Here is a 16,099-nt window from a genome sequence, read left to right on the forward strand (position 1 = left end):
CCGCCATCCGCCGGTTGACGGGGGAATGATCGCAGGTCAACAATTCACCCGTAGCACCGAATGTTAACGCTAACACATTCGACGACGAAGTCGGAGCCCCGCCATGAAGCTGCGCCACGCGTTGTCCGCGCTCCTGCTGCTCGCCGGAATGCTCCTGGGTGCGGGCACCGCGAGCGCCGCGGAGGCCCCGGTGCCGCCACCCGTCATGGGCTGGGCCTCCTGGAACACCTTCGCCGCGAAGATCGACGCCTCCGTCATCAAGGCGCAGGCCGACGCCCTCGTTTCGGCCGGCCTGAAGGACGCCGGGTACACCTACGTCAACATCGACGAAGGCTGGTGGCAGGGCACCCGCGACAGCGCCGGGAACATCACGGTGGACACCGCCGAGTGGCCCGGCGGCATGCCGGCCATCGCGGACTACCTGCACGCCAAGGGGTTGAAAGCCGGCATCTACACCGACGCCGGGCGCGACGGCTGCGGCTACTACTTCCCGACCGGCCGCCCCGCCGCGCCCGGCTCCGGCAGCGAAGGCCACTACCTGCAGGACATGCTGCAGTTCCAGCGCTGGGGCTTCGACTTCGTCAAGGTCGACTGGTGCGGCGGCGACGCCGAGGGCCTCGACCCGGTCAGCACGTACAAGGCGATCAGCGACGCCAACAAGGCCGCGACCGCGCAGACCGGGCGCACGCTCACCCTGTCCATTTGCGACTGGGGCAAGAAGAACCCCTGGAACTGGGGCGCCGGCACGGCCCCGATGTGGCGCACCAGCACCGACATCATCTACTACGGCCAGACCGCGACCCTCCCGCAGGCGCTGACGAACTTCGACCAGGCGCAGCACCCCGTCTCGCAGCACACCGGGTACGTCAACGACCCCGACATGCTCACCGTCGGCATGCCCGGGCTGACGGCCGCGCAGGGCCGGACCGAACTGGGCATGTGGGCCGTCTCCGGCGCGCCGCTGCTGGCGGGCAACAACCTCGCGACGATGACCGCGGAAACGGCGAACATCCTGAAGAACCGCGAAGTCGTCGCCGTCGACCAGGACCCGCGCGGCCTGCAGGGGGTGAAGGTCGCCGAGGACGCCGCCGGGCTCCAGGTGTACGGCAAAGTCCTGAGCGGCAGCGGAAAGCGCGCGGTGCTGCTGCTCAACCGGACGTCGTCCGCGGCGACGATGACCGTGCGCTGGGCCGACCTCGGCCTGACGACGGCGTCGGCGAAGGTGCGGAACCTCTGGGCCGGGTCCGACAAAGGCGGCTACACCACTGGTTACAGCGTGAGCGTCCCGGCCGACGATTCCGTGCTGCTGACCGTCCAGGGCACCGATGCCGCGCAGTCCGGCGGAACCACCGCGGCCGCAACGGGTCTGGCCGTCGCGACCTTCACCTACAGCGCGACCACCACGCGGACGCAGACCCTCACGGTCAACGGCCAGCAGCCCACCGTCGTCGCCTTCCCGGCGACCGGGGGAGCGGCCAAGACCGTGTCCGCCATCGTCTCCCTGGGCAAAGGCGCGAACACCTTGACGTTCGGCGGCACCCCGCCGTCCGCGGTTTCCCTGCTGCCCCTGCCGGGCACCACCGGCGTCCAGGTGGCCGGCACGCAGTCGGGCCGGTGCCTCGACGTGAACGACAACAGCATCGCCAACGGCGTCCGGACCCAGCTGTGGGACTGCGCCGCGGGCCCCAACCAGACGTGGGTGCCGGTACGCGGCCAGCTCGTCGTCAACGGCACGAAGTGCCTGGACGCCTACGACAACGGGACCACGAACGGCACCGCCGTCGTCAGCTGGGACTGCAACGGCCGGCGCAACCAGCAATGGACGCTGAACACGAACGGAACCATCACGAACGCGCTGTCCGGGCTGTGCCTCGACGCGAGCGGTGCCGCCACCGCCAACGGCACGAAGATCATCCTCTGGGCCTGCGGCGGCGGGGCCAACCAGCAGTGGACCCGGCGGTGACCTACGCGGTCGAGTCCCGGATCACCAGCCGGCCCGGGCTGGTGTGCCGGCCGGGGGAGGGCTCGCCGTTGATCGCCGCCAGCAGCAGGTCGGCGGCGGTCCGGCCGAGTGTCTCCAGTTCCATGTCGACGCTCGTCAGCGGGGGCTGGCAGGCCAGCGCCATGACGTCCCAGTTGTCGAAGCCGACGAGCGCGACGTCGCCGGGCACCCGGCGTCCGGCCGCCTGCAGGGCGTCGGCCACGCCGCGGGCGATCTGGTCGCTGCCGCAGAACACCGCGTCGAACGCCGTGTCCGCGCCGAGCAGGATCCGTGCGGCCTGGCGTCCCCACGCTTCGCTCCATTCGCCGAACATCGGCGCGCCGACCAGGTCGAGCCCGTCTTCGGCGAGCCGCCCGGCGGCCGCGGCCGCGCGCACGGTCGCCGAGTGGTGGTGCTCGGGACCGGTGATGTGCGCGACGCGGCGGCGGCCGGTGGCCAGGAGGTGGTCGACGGCCTTGCGTGCGCCGCCGGCCTCGTCCGGCACGACAGAGCAGTCGTGCGGGTCGGCCGAGCTGATGAACGCGTACACCACGGGGATCGGCAGCGCGGCGCCGATCGGCGGGCGGGCCTGGGTCCGGCGGCCGGTGACGATGATGCCGTCGACCCGGCGCGACAGCAGCGTGCGCAGGTAGTACTGCTCCCGGATCGGGTCGTCGCGGGCGTCGCAGAGGAAGACCGACATCTCGCCGGCGCCCAGCGCGTCCTCCGCGCCCATCAGCAGCGGGATGCTGAACCGGCCGATCGTGTCGGTGGTGATCATCCCGACGGTGTAGGTGCGGCCCGAGTTGAGCGTGACGGCCGCGCGGTTGGGCTGGAAGCCCAGCTGCTCGGCGGCCGAGAGCACTCGCTGCCGGGTCTCCGCGCGCAGTGACCCGCGGCCGTTGAGCGCCTTGGACGCGGTGCCGACCGAAACGCCGGCCAGCAGGGCGACCTCGCTGATCGTGGCCGGCTTGGCGACGTTTCCGGGAGTTTCCGAAAGTTTCCGCGGGGGCATGCTGCGACAGTACCTCAGGCGCTTGACGAGCTCGTGGCGAAGCGCCTAACTTGATTCGGCAACCGGTTTCCGAATTTTCCTCCTCCTCGACGTTCCCAGGCGGCGGCCTCTCGTTAGGAGAGTCGATGACTTCGCACATCCGAACCAGGGCCGCGGCCGCTCTCGCGGGCGTGCTCGTCCTCGCGGCGTGCCAGAGCGGTCCGTCCGGGGCGGCGGCCGGCGACCCGGCCGGCGTGGACGACGGCACCACGATCACCATGTGGACCCGGTCGCCGACGGCCACCTTCAGCCAGACGCTGATCGACGCCTACAACGCGAGCCACCGGAACAAGGTCAAGCTGACGGTCTTCCCGGCCGACTCCTACCAGCAGAAGGTCGGCACCGCCGCGGGCGCGCGGCAGCTGCCGGACCTGCTCGCCGCCGACGTCGTCTACGCGCCGAACTACGCGGCCAAGGGCCTCTTCCTCGACCTTTCCGCCCGCGTGAACCAGCTGGCGTTCAAGGGATCCCTCGCCCCGGCGCACATGAAGGCGGCCACCTTCGAGGGCAAGCACTTCGCGGTGCCGCACGACATCGACCTCTCCGCGGTGTTCTACAACAAGGTCCTCTTCACCCGCGCCGGCCTCGATCCCGCGAAACCGCCGGCCACCCTCGACGAGCTCGCTGCGGCCGCCCGCAAGATCGCCGCGCTCGGCGGGGACGTCAAGGGCTACTTCTTCGGCGGCGCCTGCCCGGGCTGCCAGCTGTTCACCACCTGGCCGATGATCTGGGCCTCCGGCGGCACCGTGCTCGACGAGCAGGGGACCGCGGCCACCCTCGACAGCCCGCAGGCCGCTCAGGTCTACGCATGGCAGCGGCAGCTCTTCACCGACGGCGTCGTGCCGGCTTCGGCGAAGAACGAGTCCGGGCCGACGTGGACGCAGCCGTTCGCCGACGGCAAGATCGGCATCCAGCCGATGGGCGCGACCGCGTTGCAGGGCATCAAGGAAGGACCGGACCTGCAGGTCGGCGTCGCCCCGATCCCCGGCCTGACCGGCGGCAGCTCCTCGTTCGTCGGCGGGGACGTCGTCGGGATCGGCAGCAACAGCACGCACGCCGCGGCGGCGTGGGACTTCATCTCCTGGACGCTGTCCGACCAGGCCCAGGTCGACGTCGTGGCGAAGAGCAAGAACATCACCGTCCGCTCGGACCTGGCCGACAACACCTACGCCGAGCAGGACCCGCGGCTCGGCGTGTTCAACCGGCTCGCCGGCCAGGGCCAGACGCCGATCTCGGTCAACTTCGGCAAGACCTTCAACGACACCAACGGTCCCTGGACCGCGACGGTGATCGACGCGGTGTTCGGCGGCGGGGACGTCGGCTCGATCCTCAAGCAGCACAACGCGGCCGTCACCGAATCCCTCTCCAGCGGCAGCTGACGATGGTGTCGCTGCTGTCCTCGCGGGCCCCGGCGCCGGAAACCCCGGCACCGGCCCACCGCCGCCGCCGTCGCGGCTCGATCGCCCGCGGCCGGCGTCGGCTCGGGATCGCCTACGCCGCACCGATGGCCGTGCTGGTCGCCGTCTTCTTCGTCGTGCCGCTCGGGCTGATGCTGTGGATGTCGGTCAACCACTGGCCGCTGGTCGGCACGTCCGCGCCCAACGGCGTCGCGAACTACGACGCCTTGACCGACCCGCTGTTCCTGCGCGCGGTCGGGTTCACGGTGAAGTACACGCTGGTGACGACCGTGGTGCTCGGGCTCGTCGCGTTCGGGCTGGCGCTGCTGGTCCAGCACGACCGGCCCGGCACGGGTGTGGCCCGCACGGTGTTCTTCCTGCCCAGCGCGGTCGGGCTCGCGTCGACCAGCCTGCTCTTCTACGGCCTGTTCAACACGGATTCGAGCGCGCTCAACAACTTCGTGGGCTTCCTCGGCCTCGGCCGAGTCGACTGGCTCGGCTCGGGCGGCAGCGCGCTCGGCTCCGCCGTCGGGATGATCACCTGGCGCTTCGCCGGGTTCTACATGCTCATCCTGATGACCGGCCTGCAGAGCATCGACCCCGCGCTGTACGAGGCCGCCCGGATCGACGGCGCCACCCGGTGGCAGATCCTGTGGCGCGTCACGCTTCCCCTGCTGCGCCCGACGCTCGCGCTCGCGGCGGTGCTGTCGCTGACCGGCTCCCTGCTCGCGTTCGACCAGTTCTTCATCCTCACCGGCGGCCGGCACGACACCGCCACGGTCGTCATCGACATCTACCGCGAAGCGTTCCTGTCGCAGGACCTGGGCCGGGCCGCCGCGGTGTCGGTGGCGACGCTCGCCGTGCTCGTCGTCCTCAACGTCGCCCAGCTGCGGCTGATCCGCCGGGAGGGCCGGTGATCCGGGGCGCGGGCAGGCTCGTCACGAGCGCGGCGCTGGCCGTGCTGTTCCTGCTGCCGCTGCTGTGGACGCTGTACTCGTCGCTCACCGGCCGCGAGGCGGGGGACTCCGGGATCGACAACTACCGGCGGCTCGCCGGCTACGGCACCGGCCTCGGCACCTACCTGCTCAACACGACCGTGGTCGCACTCGTCGCGGTGGTCGTCACGGTCGTGACGACCACGCTCGGCGGCTACGCGATGGCCCGGCTCGCCTTTCCCGGGCGCAACCTGCTGTTCCTGGTCACCCTGGCGATCCTGATGGTGCCGTACACGACGATCCTGGTGCCGCTCTACATCCTGCTCGGCTGGCTCGGCCTGCAGAACTCCCTGATCGGCCTCGGCCTCGTGCTGGCCGTGCTCCAGCTGCCCTTCGGGCTGTTCATGATGCGCAACTCCTTCGAAGCGCTGCCCGTCGAACTCGAAGAGGCGGCGCTGATCGACGGGTGTTCGGTCGGCGGCGCGCTGCGGCGGGTGCTGCTGCGCGGGGTGCTCCCCGGCGTCGTCACCATCGCGCTGTTCTCGTTCCTGGCGGCGTGGAACGAGTTCGTCGCGCCGCTGATCTTCCTCACCGACGGCGAGAAGTTCACGCTGCCGGTCGCGTTGTTCAACCTCCAGTCCGGCAGCCTCGGCTCGGTCGACTTCGGGGCCCTGCAAGCGGGCGTGGTCGTGTCCGCCCTGCCGTGCGTGGCGGTCTTCCTCGTCCTGCAGCGGTACTACGTCCGCGGTTTCACCTCGGGAGCCCTCAAGGGCTGAGCCACCTCAACGGCGTGACAGGAGCACTCGATGACCGAACGCATCCTCGGCCCCGTCCACCCCACGCCCGCCGCGACGGCGGCGCTGCGCCCGCTCTTCCTCGGCGCCGTCACCTTCGCCGCCGGGAGTTTCCTGGGCGACTGGCAGGAGCGCAACGCGACGCGGTCGCTGCCGCACTGCGTCGAGCAGCTTGACGTCGCGGGCGCGCTGGACAACCTCCGCCGCGTCACCGGCGAGGTCGAAGCCGGCCGCCGCAACATGTGGTTCGCCGACTCCGACGTCTACAAGACCCTCGAGGCCGCCGCCTGGCAGCTCGGCCGGACTCCGGACGACGCCGAGCTGCGGGCGTTCCTCGACACCACCGCCGCGCTGGTGGCCAAGGCACAGGCCGACGACGGCTACCTCAACTCCTACTTCGCCGTCGACAAGCCCGAACTGCGGTGGAAAGAGCTGCACTGGAGCCACGAGCTGTACTGCGCGGGGCACCTGATCCAGGCCGCCGTCGCCGCCGCGCGGGCCGGGGTGGGCGCCCAGCTCGTCACGGTCGCCCGGCGGTTCGCCGACCTGATCGTCGAACGGTTCTCGGTCGTCGACGACGTCGACGGGCACCCGGAGATCGAGACCGCGCTGGTCGAGCTGTACCGGGTGACCGGGCACCGGCCGTACCTCGACCTCGCCAAGCGGTTCCTCGACCTGCGCGGTCGCGGCCTCCTCAACGGCGAGCGGTTCGGTCCCCGGTACCTGCAGGACCACGTGCCGGTGCGCGAGGCCGACGAGGTCGCCGGCCACGTCGTGCGCCAGCTGTACCTGCTCGCCGGCGTGGTCGACGTCGCCGTCGAGACCCGCGACGACGCGCTGCTCGACTCCGCCCGCCGGCTCTGGGCCGACGCGTTCGGCGCGAAGACCTACCTCACCGGCGCCCAGGGCTCACGCCACCGGGACGAGGCCTTCGGCGATCCCTACGAGCTGCCGCCGGACCGGGCGTACGGCGAAACCTGCGCCGCGATCGCGAGCTTCCAGTGGAACTGGCGGATGCTGCTGGCCACCGGCGAAGGCAAGTACGCCGACGAGATGGAACGCGTGCTGTACAACGCGATCGCCGGCTCGACCGCGGTGGACGGCACGCACTTCTTCTACTCCAACCCGCTGCACCTGCGGACCGGCCACGACGGCTCCCACGAGGACGCGCCCTCGCAGCGCCTGGCGTGGTACTCGTGCGCGTGCTGCCCGCCGAACCTCGCCCGGCTGGTCGCGTCGCTGTCCGGCTACGTCGCCACCACCGACCACGGCGGGCTCCAACTGCACCTGTACGCCGACGGAGCCGTCAAGACCACTGTGGACGGTTTCGACGTCCACGTCGTCACGCGCACGCGGTACCCGTGGGACGGCCGCGTCGAAGTCTCGGTGACGACGGACGCGGCGCTCGCCCTGAGCCTGCGCATCCCGGGCTGGGCTTCCGAAGCGCTGATCGACGGCTCGCCCGCCGAAGTCCGCGACGGATATGCCGAAGTGCGCCGGGACTGGTCCGCCGGCGCCACCGTGACCCTCGACCTGCCGATGCCCGCCCGGATCGTCCGGCCGCACCCGCGGATCGACGCCGTACGCGGCTGCGTCGCCGTGGCGCGCGGGCCGCTCGTCCACTGCGTGGAGCAGGCCGACCTGCCGGCCGGCGTCACGCTCGAAGACGTGCGGATCGATCCCGCCGGCCCCCTTGATGCCGGCGACCCGGTGGCCCTCACCGCGCGGGGCCGGGTCGAGCCGCCCGCGTCGGACGAGCTGTACCCGGCGGTCGCCGACGTGGCCGGGGAGCCGGTCGAGCTGCACCTCATTCCGTACTTCCGGTGGGGCAACCGGGAACCCGGCCCGATGCGGGTCTGGCTCCCGGTGACCGCCGGGTGATCCCCGTCCCCGACACGATCGAGGTTCCCCGATGTCCCGAACCCTCGCACTGGTCAGCGCGATCGCCGTCTTCGGCGCTCTCGCGGTGGCCCCCGCCCAGGCCGCCGGGCACACGCTGGTGGTGAACGCCGCGGCCGCGTTCCGGCCGGTGACGCACGCCGCCGCCGGCGGGCTGTACGCGCTGGCCGAAAACAGCCGGCCGGCCGACTCGACCCTGCTGCCGCTCAAGCTGAACACCCTCACCCAGCCTCCGCCGGGCGTCGGGCAGAAGCCCAACGGCCAGCCGCCCGGTGGCGACGCGCTGCTGGTCGCGCCGCAGGCCGACCGGGTCGGCGCCGCTCAGGTGATCCGCATGCCCGACATCTACCCGGACTTCCCCTACAAGTGGGTGAGCTGGGACGACTGGCTGTCCAAGGTGGACACGATGGTGTCGAGGCGACTGGCGGCCACGTCGGTGAGCAACGTCGCCGCGTGGGAGATCTGGAACGAGCCGGACGGCACCTGGAACACCGCGGCGGCCGGAGACTTCAACACGGGCTGGACGCGGACGGTCCAGCGGATCCGCACCCGCGACACCGTCACGCCGGTCGCCGGGCCCGGGTACTCGAGCTGGAACACCGACCGGATGCGGACGTTCCTGACCAACGCCAGGAACACGAACACCGTGCCGGACGTCGTCGTCTGGCACGAGCTGGGCCACAGCAGCGCGTCGATCGCGGCCGACGTCTCGGCGTACCGCGCCCTGGAGTCCTCGCTCGGGATCGGCGCGCGGCCGATCTTCATCAACGAGTACGCCTGGACCGACGAGGTCGACGTGCCCGGGCGCGTCGCGAACTACGTCTCGAAGCTGGAACGCGCCGGGGTGGCGGGCGCCGACCGGGCGTTCTGGTACGAGTACGGGACCGTCAACGGCCTGGTCGTCAACAACACCCAGCCGACCGGGACGTGGTGGCTGTACAAGTGGTACGGCGACATGGCCGGGTCGATGGTGACCACGACGCCGCCGGCGCAGACCGGGCTCGACGGGTTCGCGTCCTACGACTCCACCCGCAAGCGCGTCGACGTCGTCTTCGGCGACGAGTCCGGCACCAACTCGGTGCGGGTGACCGGGCTCAGCGGCACCGTGCGTGTCACCTTGGAGTCGACGCCGTCGTCGGGGCGGTTCACGGCGGTGACCGCGCCGACCACGATCTCGACGTCGACCTACACCGTCTCCAATGGACAGATCACCGTGCCGGTGGCCAACATGTCGGCGACGAGCGCGTACCACCTGGTCGTCGAACCCACCAGCGGTACTTATCAGCAGCGCTTCGAAGCCGAGAACGCGTCGGTGTTCCGCGCGCAGCGGCTGTCGAGCGGCAGCGCGTCCAACGGCGGTTACGTCGGGCGCATCGACAACTCCGGTGATCCGCGCAGCGACAGCTACGTCGACTTCGTGGTGAACGTCCCGAGCGCGCGTGCGTACACCATGACGATCGGCTACGCGAACGGCACCGGAGCGACGTCGACCCAGGGGCTGGCCTACAACGGCGGTGCCTGGTCGACGGTCAGCTACCCACCGACGGCGGGCTGGGGCAGCTTCGGCACGGTTTCGACGTCGGTGAGCCTGCATGCGGGCTACAACGTGATCCGGCTGGCCAAGGGCGCGCCGTTCTTCGCCGGCGGCACCGGGTACGCCGAACTCGACTACCTGCAACTGAACTGACGTCGTGAGTGGAACAGTGGCCGGCCGGCGACGTAGTACAGGTAGCAGCGCGGCTCGTTCGGCCCGGTGAGCAGGGGGCACTCCGGCGCCCACATGGTCCCGGCGCCGTTCGGCCTGCTCGGGGTGAAGACGACGGTGTCGCGCGCGGAAGCGAGCCCGCCGAGGGGTGCGTGACTTGCGCATGGTGATCGTCGAGTTCCACGTCGTCGTGGCGAAGTAGTGGTAGCCGTTGTGGTGCCGGCACTGCGGCTCGGGCGGGCCGAGCTGTTCCGGCGCGGCGGTGGCCGCGGGAACCGTGGTCGCCAGGAGAACGCCGGTGAGCCCGGCGAGGAGGGTTTTTCGCATGGTTCGACCGTATTGTCGCGGCGTTGGCGCGCCATCGGGATGATCACCGATTTCGTCCCGGTCAGGGTCACCCGAGCCAGTGCGAAACCGGCAGCCCCGGCACCCGCCGTCCCCGGTGGCCGGTCGTCTCGCGGCCGGCCACCAGCGCGTTGAGCACCGCCTCCTCGACAGCCTGCACGACCGCCTCGAAGAACGGGTCGATCCGGCCCCACGGCACGAACCGCAACGTCTCGTACTCGGCGTCCGAACTCCGCGGGAACGTGCTGGTCAACGCGCCGGGGTTCGCCGTGCTGAACGCGAGGAAGAGGTCGCCCGAAAAGTGGGAGCCCGTTGTGCCCGTGCGGGCCAGGCCGAGCGGGACGCGGCGGGCGAGCGCCGTGCACTGGCCCGGCAGCAGCGGCGCGTCCGTCCCGACGACCACGATCACCGACCCCGCGCCGGCCGGCGCGGCCGCCCACTCTTCCATCGGGTTGTCCGCCGTCAGCGCGAGGCCGGCCGGCGAACCCGCGACGGTGAGTTCGCGCCGGCTGCCGAAGTTGGCCTGCACCAGCACGCCCACCGTGTACTCGTCCGCGCCGTGGGCGACGACCCGCGACGCCGTGCCGGTGCCGCCCTTGAAGCCGTAGCACGTCATCCCGGTGCCGCCGCCGACCGAGCCCTCCGCGAGCGCGCCCGGGCGGGCCGCGTCGATCGCCGCCACCGCGTGTCCACTGTGGATGGTCGGGGCGTTGATGTCGTTGAGGTAGCCGTCCCACGTCTCGGCGACCACCGGGAGCAGCCACTCCGCGGCGACGTCGGGCCGCTCGCGCACCACCCAGTCGATGACGCCGCGGTGGCACGGCCCGACGGCGTGGGTGTTGGTGATCAGCACCGGCAGCGTCAGCGACCCGGTCTCGGCGAGCCACGCGGTGCCGGTCATCTCGCCGTTGCCGTTGAGCGAGGACGTCCCGGCCGCGCACGGGACGGCGAAGTCCGCGCGGCCGCGGGGGAGGACCGCGGTGACGCCGGTGCGCACGGACTCGCCCTCGACCAGCGTCGTGTAGCCGACTTCGACGCCGGGGACGTCGGTGAGCGCGTTGTGCGTGCCGGGCCGGCCGGGCAGCGGGACGCCCAGGTCGCGGGCACGGGTCATCGGAGGTCCTCCAGGGTGCAGGCGGTGCGGGCGTAGGACAGCAGCATCGCTTCGGCGGTCGCCCGCTCCAGCGTCGGCACGGCCTGGGTGAGGTGCAGGCCGTAGCCGTCTTCGAGGGCGACGAGGTTCCGCGCGATCGCGACGGCGTCGGCGGTCAGGGTGAACTCGCCGGTCGCGGCGCCGGCCTCGAGGATCCCGGTGTAGATCCGCACCTGCCGCTCGTAGAGCGCGATGTGCCGGGCGGCGTAGGCGGGGTCGCGGCGGGCGATCGTGCCGAGTTCGTAGAGCAGCACGCACAGTTCGTCGTCCGAGCCGCTCGGCAGCCCGCCGCGGATCGTGGCGAGGAGCCGGTCCCGGGGTGTCCCGCGCCGGGCGGCTTCCTCGCGCTGCGTGCAGAAGCGTTCGACGGCCTCGTGCTGCACCTCCTGCAGGAGGTCGGTGAGGGTGGGGAAGTAGTAGAGCACCGAGCCGGACGAGAGGCCGGCGCCGTCGGCGATGTCGCGCAGCCGGAGGTTGAGGACCCCGCGTTCGACGACGGCGCGGCGCGCCACCGCGATCAGCTCGGCCCGCCGCTCGGGGGCCCTGCTCGGTCGTGCCATGCGGGTCATTCTTCGAAGGATCTTCGAAAAAAGCAAGCTCTTGACTAGAACACGTTGAGCGCCTTTGATGCGTGGTCACCTGGTTGTTCGAAGGAGCTTCAAAGAACTGGAGGCCCGCTCGTGACCACCCCCGCCCTCCGCCGCGGCCTGCGCACGCTCGGCACCCTGCTCATCACGCTCTCGGCGATCAGCCCCGCGTCGTCGGTGTTCATCATCGCGCCGGGGGTGCTCACCGGCGCCGGCACCGGCGCGTTCCTCAGCTTCGCGGCCGCGGCGGTCGTCGGGGTGTTCATGGCGTTCGTCTACGCGGAGCTCGCGTCGGCGTTCCCCGTGGCCGGCGGCGAATACGCGATCGTCGCGCGCACGCTGGGCCGGTTGCCCGGGTTCGCCGTGCTGGGCCTGATGATCATCACGCAGGTGCTCATCGTCGCGGTGATCGCGCTCGGCGTCGGCACCTACCTGAGCGTGCTCTGGCCGGGCCTGCCCGGGCCGGCGGTCGCGGCGGTGACGTGCGTGCTGGCCGCCGTGGTCGGCGTGTTCGACATCAAGCTGAACGCGTGGGTCACCGGTGTCTTCCTGGCCATCGAGATCCTCGCGCTGGTCGTGGTGAGCGCGCTCGGGTTCCTGCACCCGGCCCGGCCGTTCACCGACCTGCTCGCGCACCCGGTGGCCGCGGACGGCGGCCCGGCGACCGTCGGCGCCATCGCGATCGCGATGGCCGTGGCGATGTTCGCCTACAACGGTTACGGCTCGGCGGTCTACTTCGGCGAGGAAACCCAGGACGCGCCGCGCGGCATCGCCCGCGCGATCCTGCTGGCCCTGGCGATCACGGTCGTCGCCGAGCTCGTCCCGGTGACGGCGGTCCTGCTGGGCGCCCCCGACCTCGGGCAGCTGTTCGGCGCGGAGAACATGCTGTCGGCGTTCATCACCGCCCGGGGCGGTGGCACGCTCGACACGATCATCAGCCTCGCGGTGGCGCTGGCGATCGTCAACGCGGTGCTGGCGATCGTGCTGATCAGCTCCCGCCTGGTGTTCAGCAGCGGCCGAGACCGCGCCTGGCCGGGCGCGGTCAACCGCGCGCTGGCGGCGGTCCACCCGCGCTTCGGAACCCCGTGGGTGGCAACGGTCGGCACCGGCATCGTGGCGGCGGCGTTGTGTTACGTCGACCCGAAGCTGCTGCTGGTGGTGACGAGCACGTCGATCGTGGTGGTGTACGCGGCGCTGTGCCTGGGTGCGCTGAACGGCCGCCGCACGGGCGCGACGGCGCACGCGCGGTACCGGATGCCGTGGTTCCCGGTCGCGCCGGTGCTGGCGTTGGCGGTGCTGGTGTTCGTGGTGTACCAGAACCTGCTGGACCCGGAGGTGGGCCGGCCGAGCTTGATCGTCACGGCGGGGATCGTCCTGCTGGCGGCGGTGTACTACGGCGTGGTGCTGCGCCGCCGCGGGGGCTGGCAGCTGGCCGAAGACCCGTCGGAGCGCGCCGGTGACCCGAAGGCCACCGGCGCGCGGACCGATCAGAAGCCGTAGATCGTTTCGACGGCGCGCTGCTGGTTCGTCGCCACGAGGCCGTTGGCCCACAGCGAGTTCACCCGGGAACGCTCGGCCGCGTTCGGCACCGCGTTGGTGCACGACGGGCCGGGGCCGCCGCCCGACATCAGTTCCGAGCACGGGCCCGAGTAGTGGTCCGGCAGCCCGAGGGCGTGGCCGGTCTCGTGCGCCGCGATGCGGGTCGGGTTGTACTGGCGGGCCTGGGTGTAGTCGATGAAGATGGTGCCGCTGCCGTGCCCGTTGGTCGAGGCGTAGGAGCCGCGGGGGTCGTTGCCCTCGGTGTAGCGCAGGCTCGCGCCGGAGTTGCGCTCGACCAGTCTGACGTTGGTGACGCTGTTGTTCCAGTTGGCGGCACCCGCGTTGATGACCGACCGGAACGACGGCGCGCTGGCGGTGCTGTAGTACACCGTCGTGACGGCGGCTTCCTGCTGGGTGGAGGCCGGTGCGGCGGACGCGGTGCCCGCGGCGATCGGCGTCACGGCCAGGGCCAGCGCAACGGCGCCGGCCAGGGCGAACTTCCTCGACATCGGAAGACTCCTCGTGGGGGACGGGGATTTGCCGGATTTGCGCGCGCTGTCGAAAATTTACCGGCTGCTCGCCCGTCCCGGAGCCGACTTCCGTAGGGCTTGGCAAGTGGTGATTTACCAACACTATTCGCGGGTTGACAAAGTCCCGGTCGTCAGGTCCAGCAACTGCTGTTCGAGCTCCCGGGCGGCGGTGACGTCGATGCCCGCGCCCCACAGGGGGGCCGTGCTCGCGCCGTCCGCCGCCGCTATCACCAGGGTGACCAAGGGGCCCGGGAGGCCGTCGGCGCTCAAGTCCGCGTTCCAGCGCTCGGCGTCCGCGCGGGCCAGCTCGGCGATCTCGGGGATCGAGATCAGCTGGGCGATCAGCGCGATGTTCTGGCGGATCGCCACCTCGTCGTACGACGTGTCCAGCGACGCCCGGACGTACGCGCGCGTCAGCCGGCCCGGTGCCGTGTCCGCCGGGTCGAGGGCCGCGTGGACCTCGGTGCGGAACGTGTCCAGCAGGTCCTGTGCCAGGGTGCGGACCAGCGCGTCCTTGGCGGGGAAGTGGTACAGCAGCCCGCCTTTCGACACCCCGGCCGCCTTCGCGATCTCGTCGAGCGACGCGGCGATGCCCCGCGTGCGGATGACCGTCCCGGCCGCGTCCAGCAGCGCCCGGCGCGTTTCCTCCGGGCTACGACCGGCTTTGCGAGGCATTCTCAGTCCTTTCCGGACGGAATCGTACGCCAGGCGATCACCGCGGCGACGGCCGTGACCGCGGCAGCCGCGAGCGACGTCACCTGCATGGCGCCGGTGAACGCCTCGCGTGCGGCGTGCGCGAGGTCGGACGCCGGGTCGAGCGTGTTCGCCGCGGCCGCGAGGGAATCGCGGACCTCGGCCGGCACCGGGCCGGTGGGCAGGAACCCGCGGTAGACCACGGTGACCAGCGACCCGAGGATCGCGATCCCCAGTGCCGCACCGAGTTCGTACGCCGTCTCGGAGATCGCGGACGCCGAGCCGGCCTTGTCGCGCGGCACGGCCGACAGCACCGAGTCGACGGTGAGCGTAAGCGCGAGCCCGACCCCGAGCCCGACCGGGACGAGCGTCAGGCCGAGCCACCAGTACTGCGGCATCCGTTCGGCGACGGCGACCAGTGCCAAGCCGAGTGCCGCGACGGCCAGCGCCGCGGCGACGGCCCGTCCGCGGCCGAGCCGGCCGACGACCACACCGACCGCGGCCACGACGACGATCGACGCGAGTGTCGCCGGCATTTCCGCGAAGCCGGCTTGCAGGGGCGAGAAGCCGCGGACGAGCTGCAGGTACTGGGAGAAGAAGAACAGCAGGCCCATCAGCGCGAAGACCGCGATGAAGCTGGCGAGGACCGCGCCGCTGAACGCCCCGTTGCGGAACAGGGTGACGTCGATCAGCGGGTCGGCCGCGCGCTTCTGCCGACGCACGAACAGGACGCCGGCGGCGATCCCGACGGCGGCGGCCACGGCGACCTGCGCGTCGACGCCGGCGCTGACGGCGTGCTTGACCGCGTAGACCAGCGGGACGATCGCGGCCATCGACAGCGCGGCCGAGAGCACGTCGAAACGGCCCGGGTTCGGGTCGCGCGACTCCGGCAGCAGGAAGGCGCCCGCGATCAGGAACAGCACGACGATCGGCACGTTGATCAGGAACACCGAGCCCCACCAGAAGTGCTCGAGCAGCACGCCGCCGACGAGCGGGCCCAGCGCGATGCCGCCGCCGGACCCGGCCGACCAGATCGCGATGGCGCGGGTGCGCTCGCGCGGGTCGGTGAACAGGGTGCGGATGAGCGAGAGCGTCGACGGCATGATCGTCGCGCCCGCGACGCCCAGCAGCAGCCGCGCGACGACGAGCACGCCGGCGGTGGGGGAGAAGGCCGCCAGTGCGGAGGCGAGGCCGAACGCCGCGGTGCCGAGGAGCAGCACCTTCTTGCGGCCGAACCGGTCGGCGAGGTTGCCGGCGGTGACGAGCAGGCCGGCCAGCGCGAGCGAGTAGACGTCGCCGATCCAGAGGACCTCGACGGCGCTCGGCGCGAGTTCGCGGGTGAGTGAGGGGACGGCGAGGTAGAGGACGGTGCCGTCCACGGCGAGCAGGAGGACCGCGCCGACCAGCACGCCGAGGGCCGCGCAGCGGCGGCGGGGGCTCAGGGTCTGGTGTTCCGGGGTGGGCGCGGTGATGGTCATGCCGGTTAC

At 71.6% G+C, this 16,099-nt stretch carries 13 protein-coding genes; 7 read left to right on the forward strand and 6 right to left on the reverse strand.

The features are described from left to right. The first annotated feature begins 103 nt into the window (after positions 1 to 103). Positions 104 to 1,963, forward strand: coding sequence for an alpha-galactosidase (locus tag BLV96_RS01875; RefSeq protein WP_086676920.1), 1,860 nt, complete (start codon positions 104 to 106; stop codon positions 1,961 to 1,963). Between the two features lies 1 nt (position 1,964). Here the strand turns inward: BLV96_RS01875 and BLV96_RS01880 are convergent, their stop codons facing one another. Beyond that, positions 1,965 to 2,996: a LacI family DNA-binding transcriptional regulator gene (locus tag BLV96_RS01880; protein WP_086676921.1), complete on the reverse strand. Its 1,032-nt coding sequence runs from the start codon at positions 2,994 to 2,996 to the stop codon at positions 1,965 to 1,967. Positions 2,997 to 3,121: 125 nt separating this feature from the next. Here BLV96_RS01880 and BLV96_RS01885 point away from each other — a divergent pair, with 125 nt between their 5' ends. Genes BLV96_RS01885 through BLV96_RS01905 form a run of 5 tightly spaced genes read left to right on the forward strand, consistent with a single transcriptional unit; the run spans position 3,122 to position 9,747 of the window. Next, positions 3,122 to 4,414 (forward strand): ABC transporter substrate-binding protein, encoded by a 1,293-nt coding sequence (locus tag BLV96_RS01885; RefSeq protein ID WP_091388658.1) that lies wholly within the window; start codon positions 3,122 to 3,124, stop codon positions 4,412 to 4,414. 2 nt (positions 4,415 to 4,416) lie between these two features. Beyond that, a complete protein-coding gene (locus BLV96_RS01890; protein WP_086680131.1) occupies positions 4,417 to 5,349 on the forward strand; it encodes a carbohydrate ABC transporter permease in 933 nt (310 codons plus the stop codon). After that, positions 5,346 to 6,143 (forward strand): carbohydrate ABC transporter permease, encoded by a 798-nt coding sequence (locus BLV96_RS01895; protein WP_086680133.1) that lies wholly within the window; start codon positions 5,346 to 5,348, stop codon positions 6,141 to 6,143. The genes BLV96_RS01890 and BLV96_RS01895 overlap by 4 nt, the downstream gene beginning before the upstream one ends. Before the next feature lie 30 nt (positions 6,144 to 6,173). Further along, positions 6,174 to 8,042, forward strand: coding sequence for a glycoside hydrolase family 127 protein (locus BLV96_RS01900; RefSeq protein ID WP_086680135.1), 1,869 nt, complete (start codon positions 6,174 to 6,176; stop codon positions 8,040 to 8,042). A gap of 31 nt (positions 8,043 to 8,073) precedes the next feature. Further along, on the forward strand, positions 8,074 to 9,747 hold the full coding sequence (locus BLV96_RS01905; protein ID WP_086680137.1) for a carbohydrate-binding protein: 1,674 nt from the start codon (positions 8,074 to 8,076) through the stop codon (positions 9,745 to 9,747). Between the two features lie 412 nt (positions 9,748 to 10,159). On the opposite strand, the gene BLV96_RS01910 is transcribed toward BLV96_RS01905, so the two are convergent. Together BLV96_RS01910 and BLV96_RS01915 are read right to left on the reverse strand one after the other, a co-directional pair. Then, positions 10,160 to 11,224 (reverse strand): DmpA family aminopeptidase, encoded by a 1,065-nt coding sequence (locus BLV96_RS01910; RefSeq protein WP_086680139.1) that lies wholly within the window; start codon positions 11,222 to 11,224, stop codon positions 10,160 to 10,162. Then, complete coding sequence (locus BLV96_RS01915; protein WP_086680166.1) at positions 11,221 to 11,823, reverse strand: TetR/AcrR family transcriptional regulator; 603 nt, start codon at positions 11,821 to 11,823, stop codon at positions 11,221 to 11,223. The genes BLV96_RS01910 and BLV96_RS01915 overlap by 4 nt, the downstream gene beginning before the upstream one ends. A gap of 120 nt (positions 11,824 to 11,943) precedes the next feature. Between BLV96_RS01915 and BLV96_RS01920 the strand changes: the two genes are divergently transcribed. Then, a complete protein-coding gene (locus BLV96_RS01920; RefSeq protein WP_086680141.1) occupies positions 11,944 to 13,350 on the forward strand; it encodes an APC family permease in 1,407 nt (468 codons plus the stop codon). On the opposite strand, the gene BLV96_RS01925 is transcribed toward BLV96_RS01920, so the two are convergent. From BLV96_RS01925 to BLV96_RS01935, 3 genes are all read right to left on the reverse strand, one after another. After that, positions 13,338 to 13,898 carry a snapalysin family zinc-dependent metalloprotease gene (locus BLV96_RS01925; protein ID WP_086680143.1) on the reverse strand — a complete coding sequence of 187 codons (561 nt, stop codon included), beginning with the start codon at positions 13,896 to 13,898 and terminating at the stop codon, positions 13,338 to 13,340. The genes BLV96_RS01920 and BLV96_RS01925 overlap by 13 nt on opposite strands. 123 nt (positions 13,899 to 14,021) lie before the next feature. Beyond that, positions 14,022 to 14,594: a TetR/AcrR family transcriptional regulator gene (locus tag BLV96_RS01930; protein WP_086680145.1), complete on the reverse strand. Its 573-nt coding sequence runs from the start codon at positions 14,592 to 14,594 to the stop codon at positions 14,022 to 14,024. A 2-nt stretch (positions 14,595 to 14,596) separates the two neighbouring features. Then, on the reverse strand, positions 14,597 to 16,090 hold the full coding sequence (locus BLV96_RS01935; protein WP_086680146.1) for an MFS transporter: 1,494 nt from the start codon (positions 16,088 to 16,090) through the stop codon (positions 14,597 to 14,599). Positions 16,091 to 16,099 lie beyond the last annotated feature (9 nt).

The sequence above is a fragment of the Amycolatopsis pretoriensis genome (genome assembly GCF_900107925.1).
GTDB lineage: Bacteria > Actinomycetota > Actinomycetes > Mycobacteriales > Pseudonocardiaceae > Amycolatopsis > Amycolatopsis pretoriensis.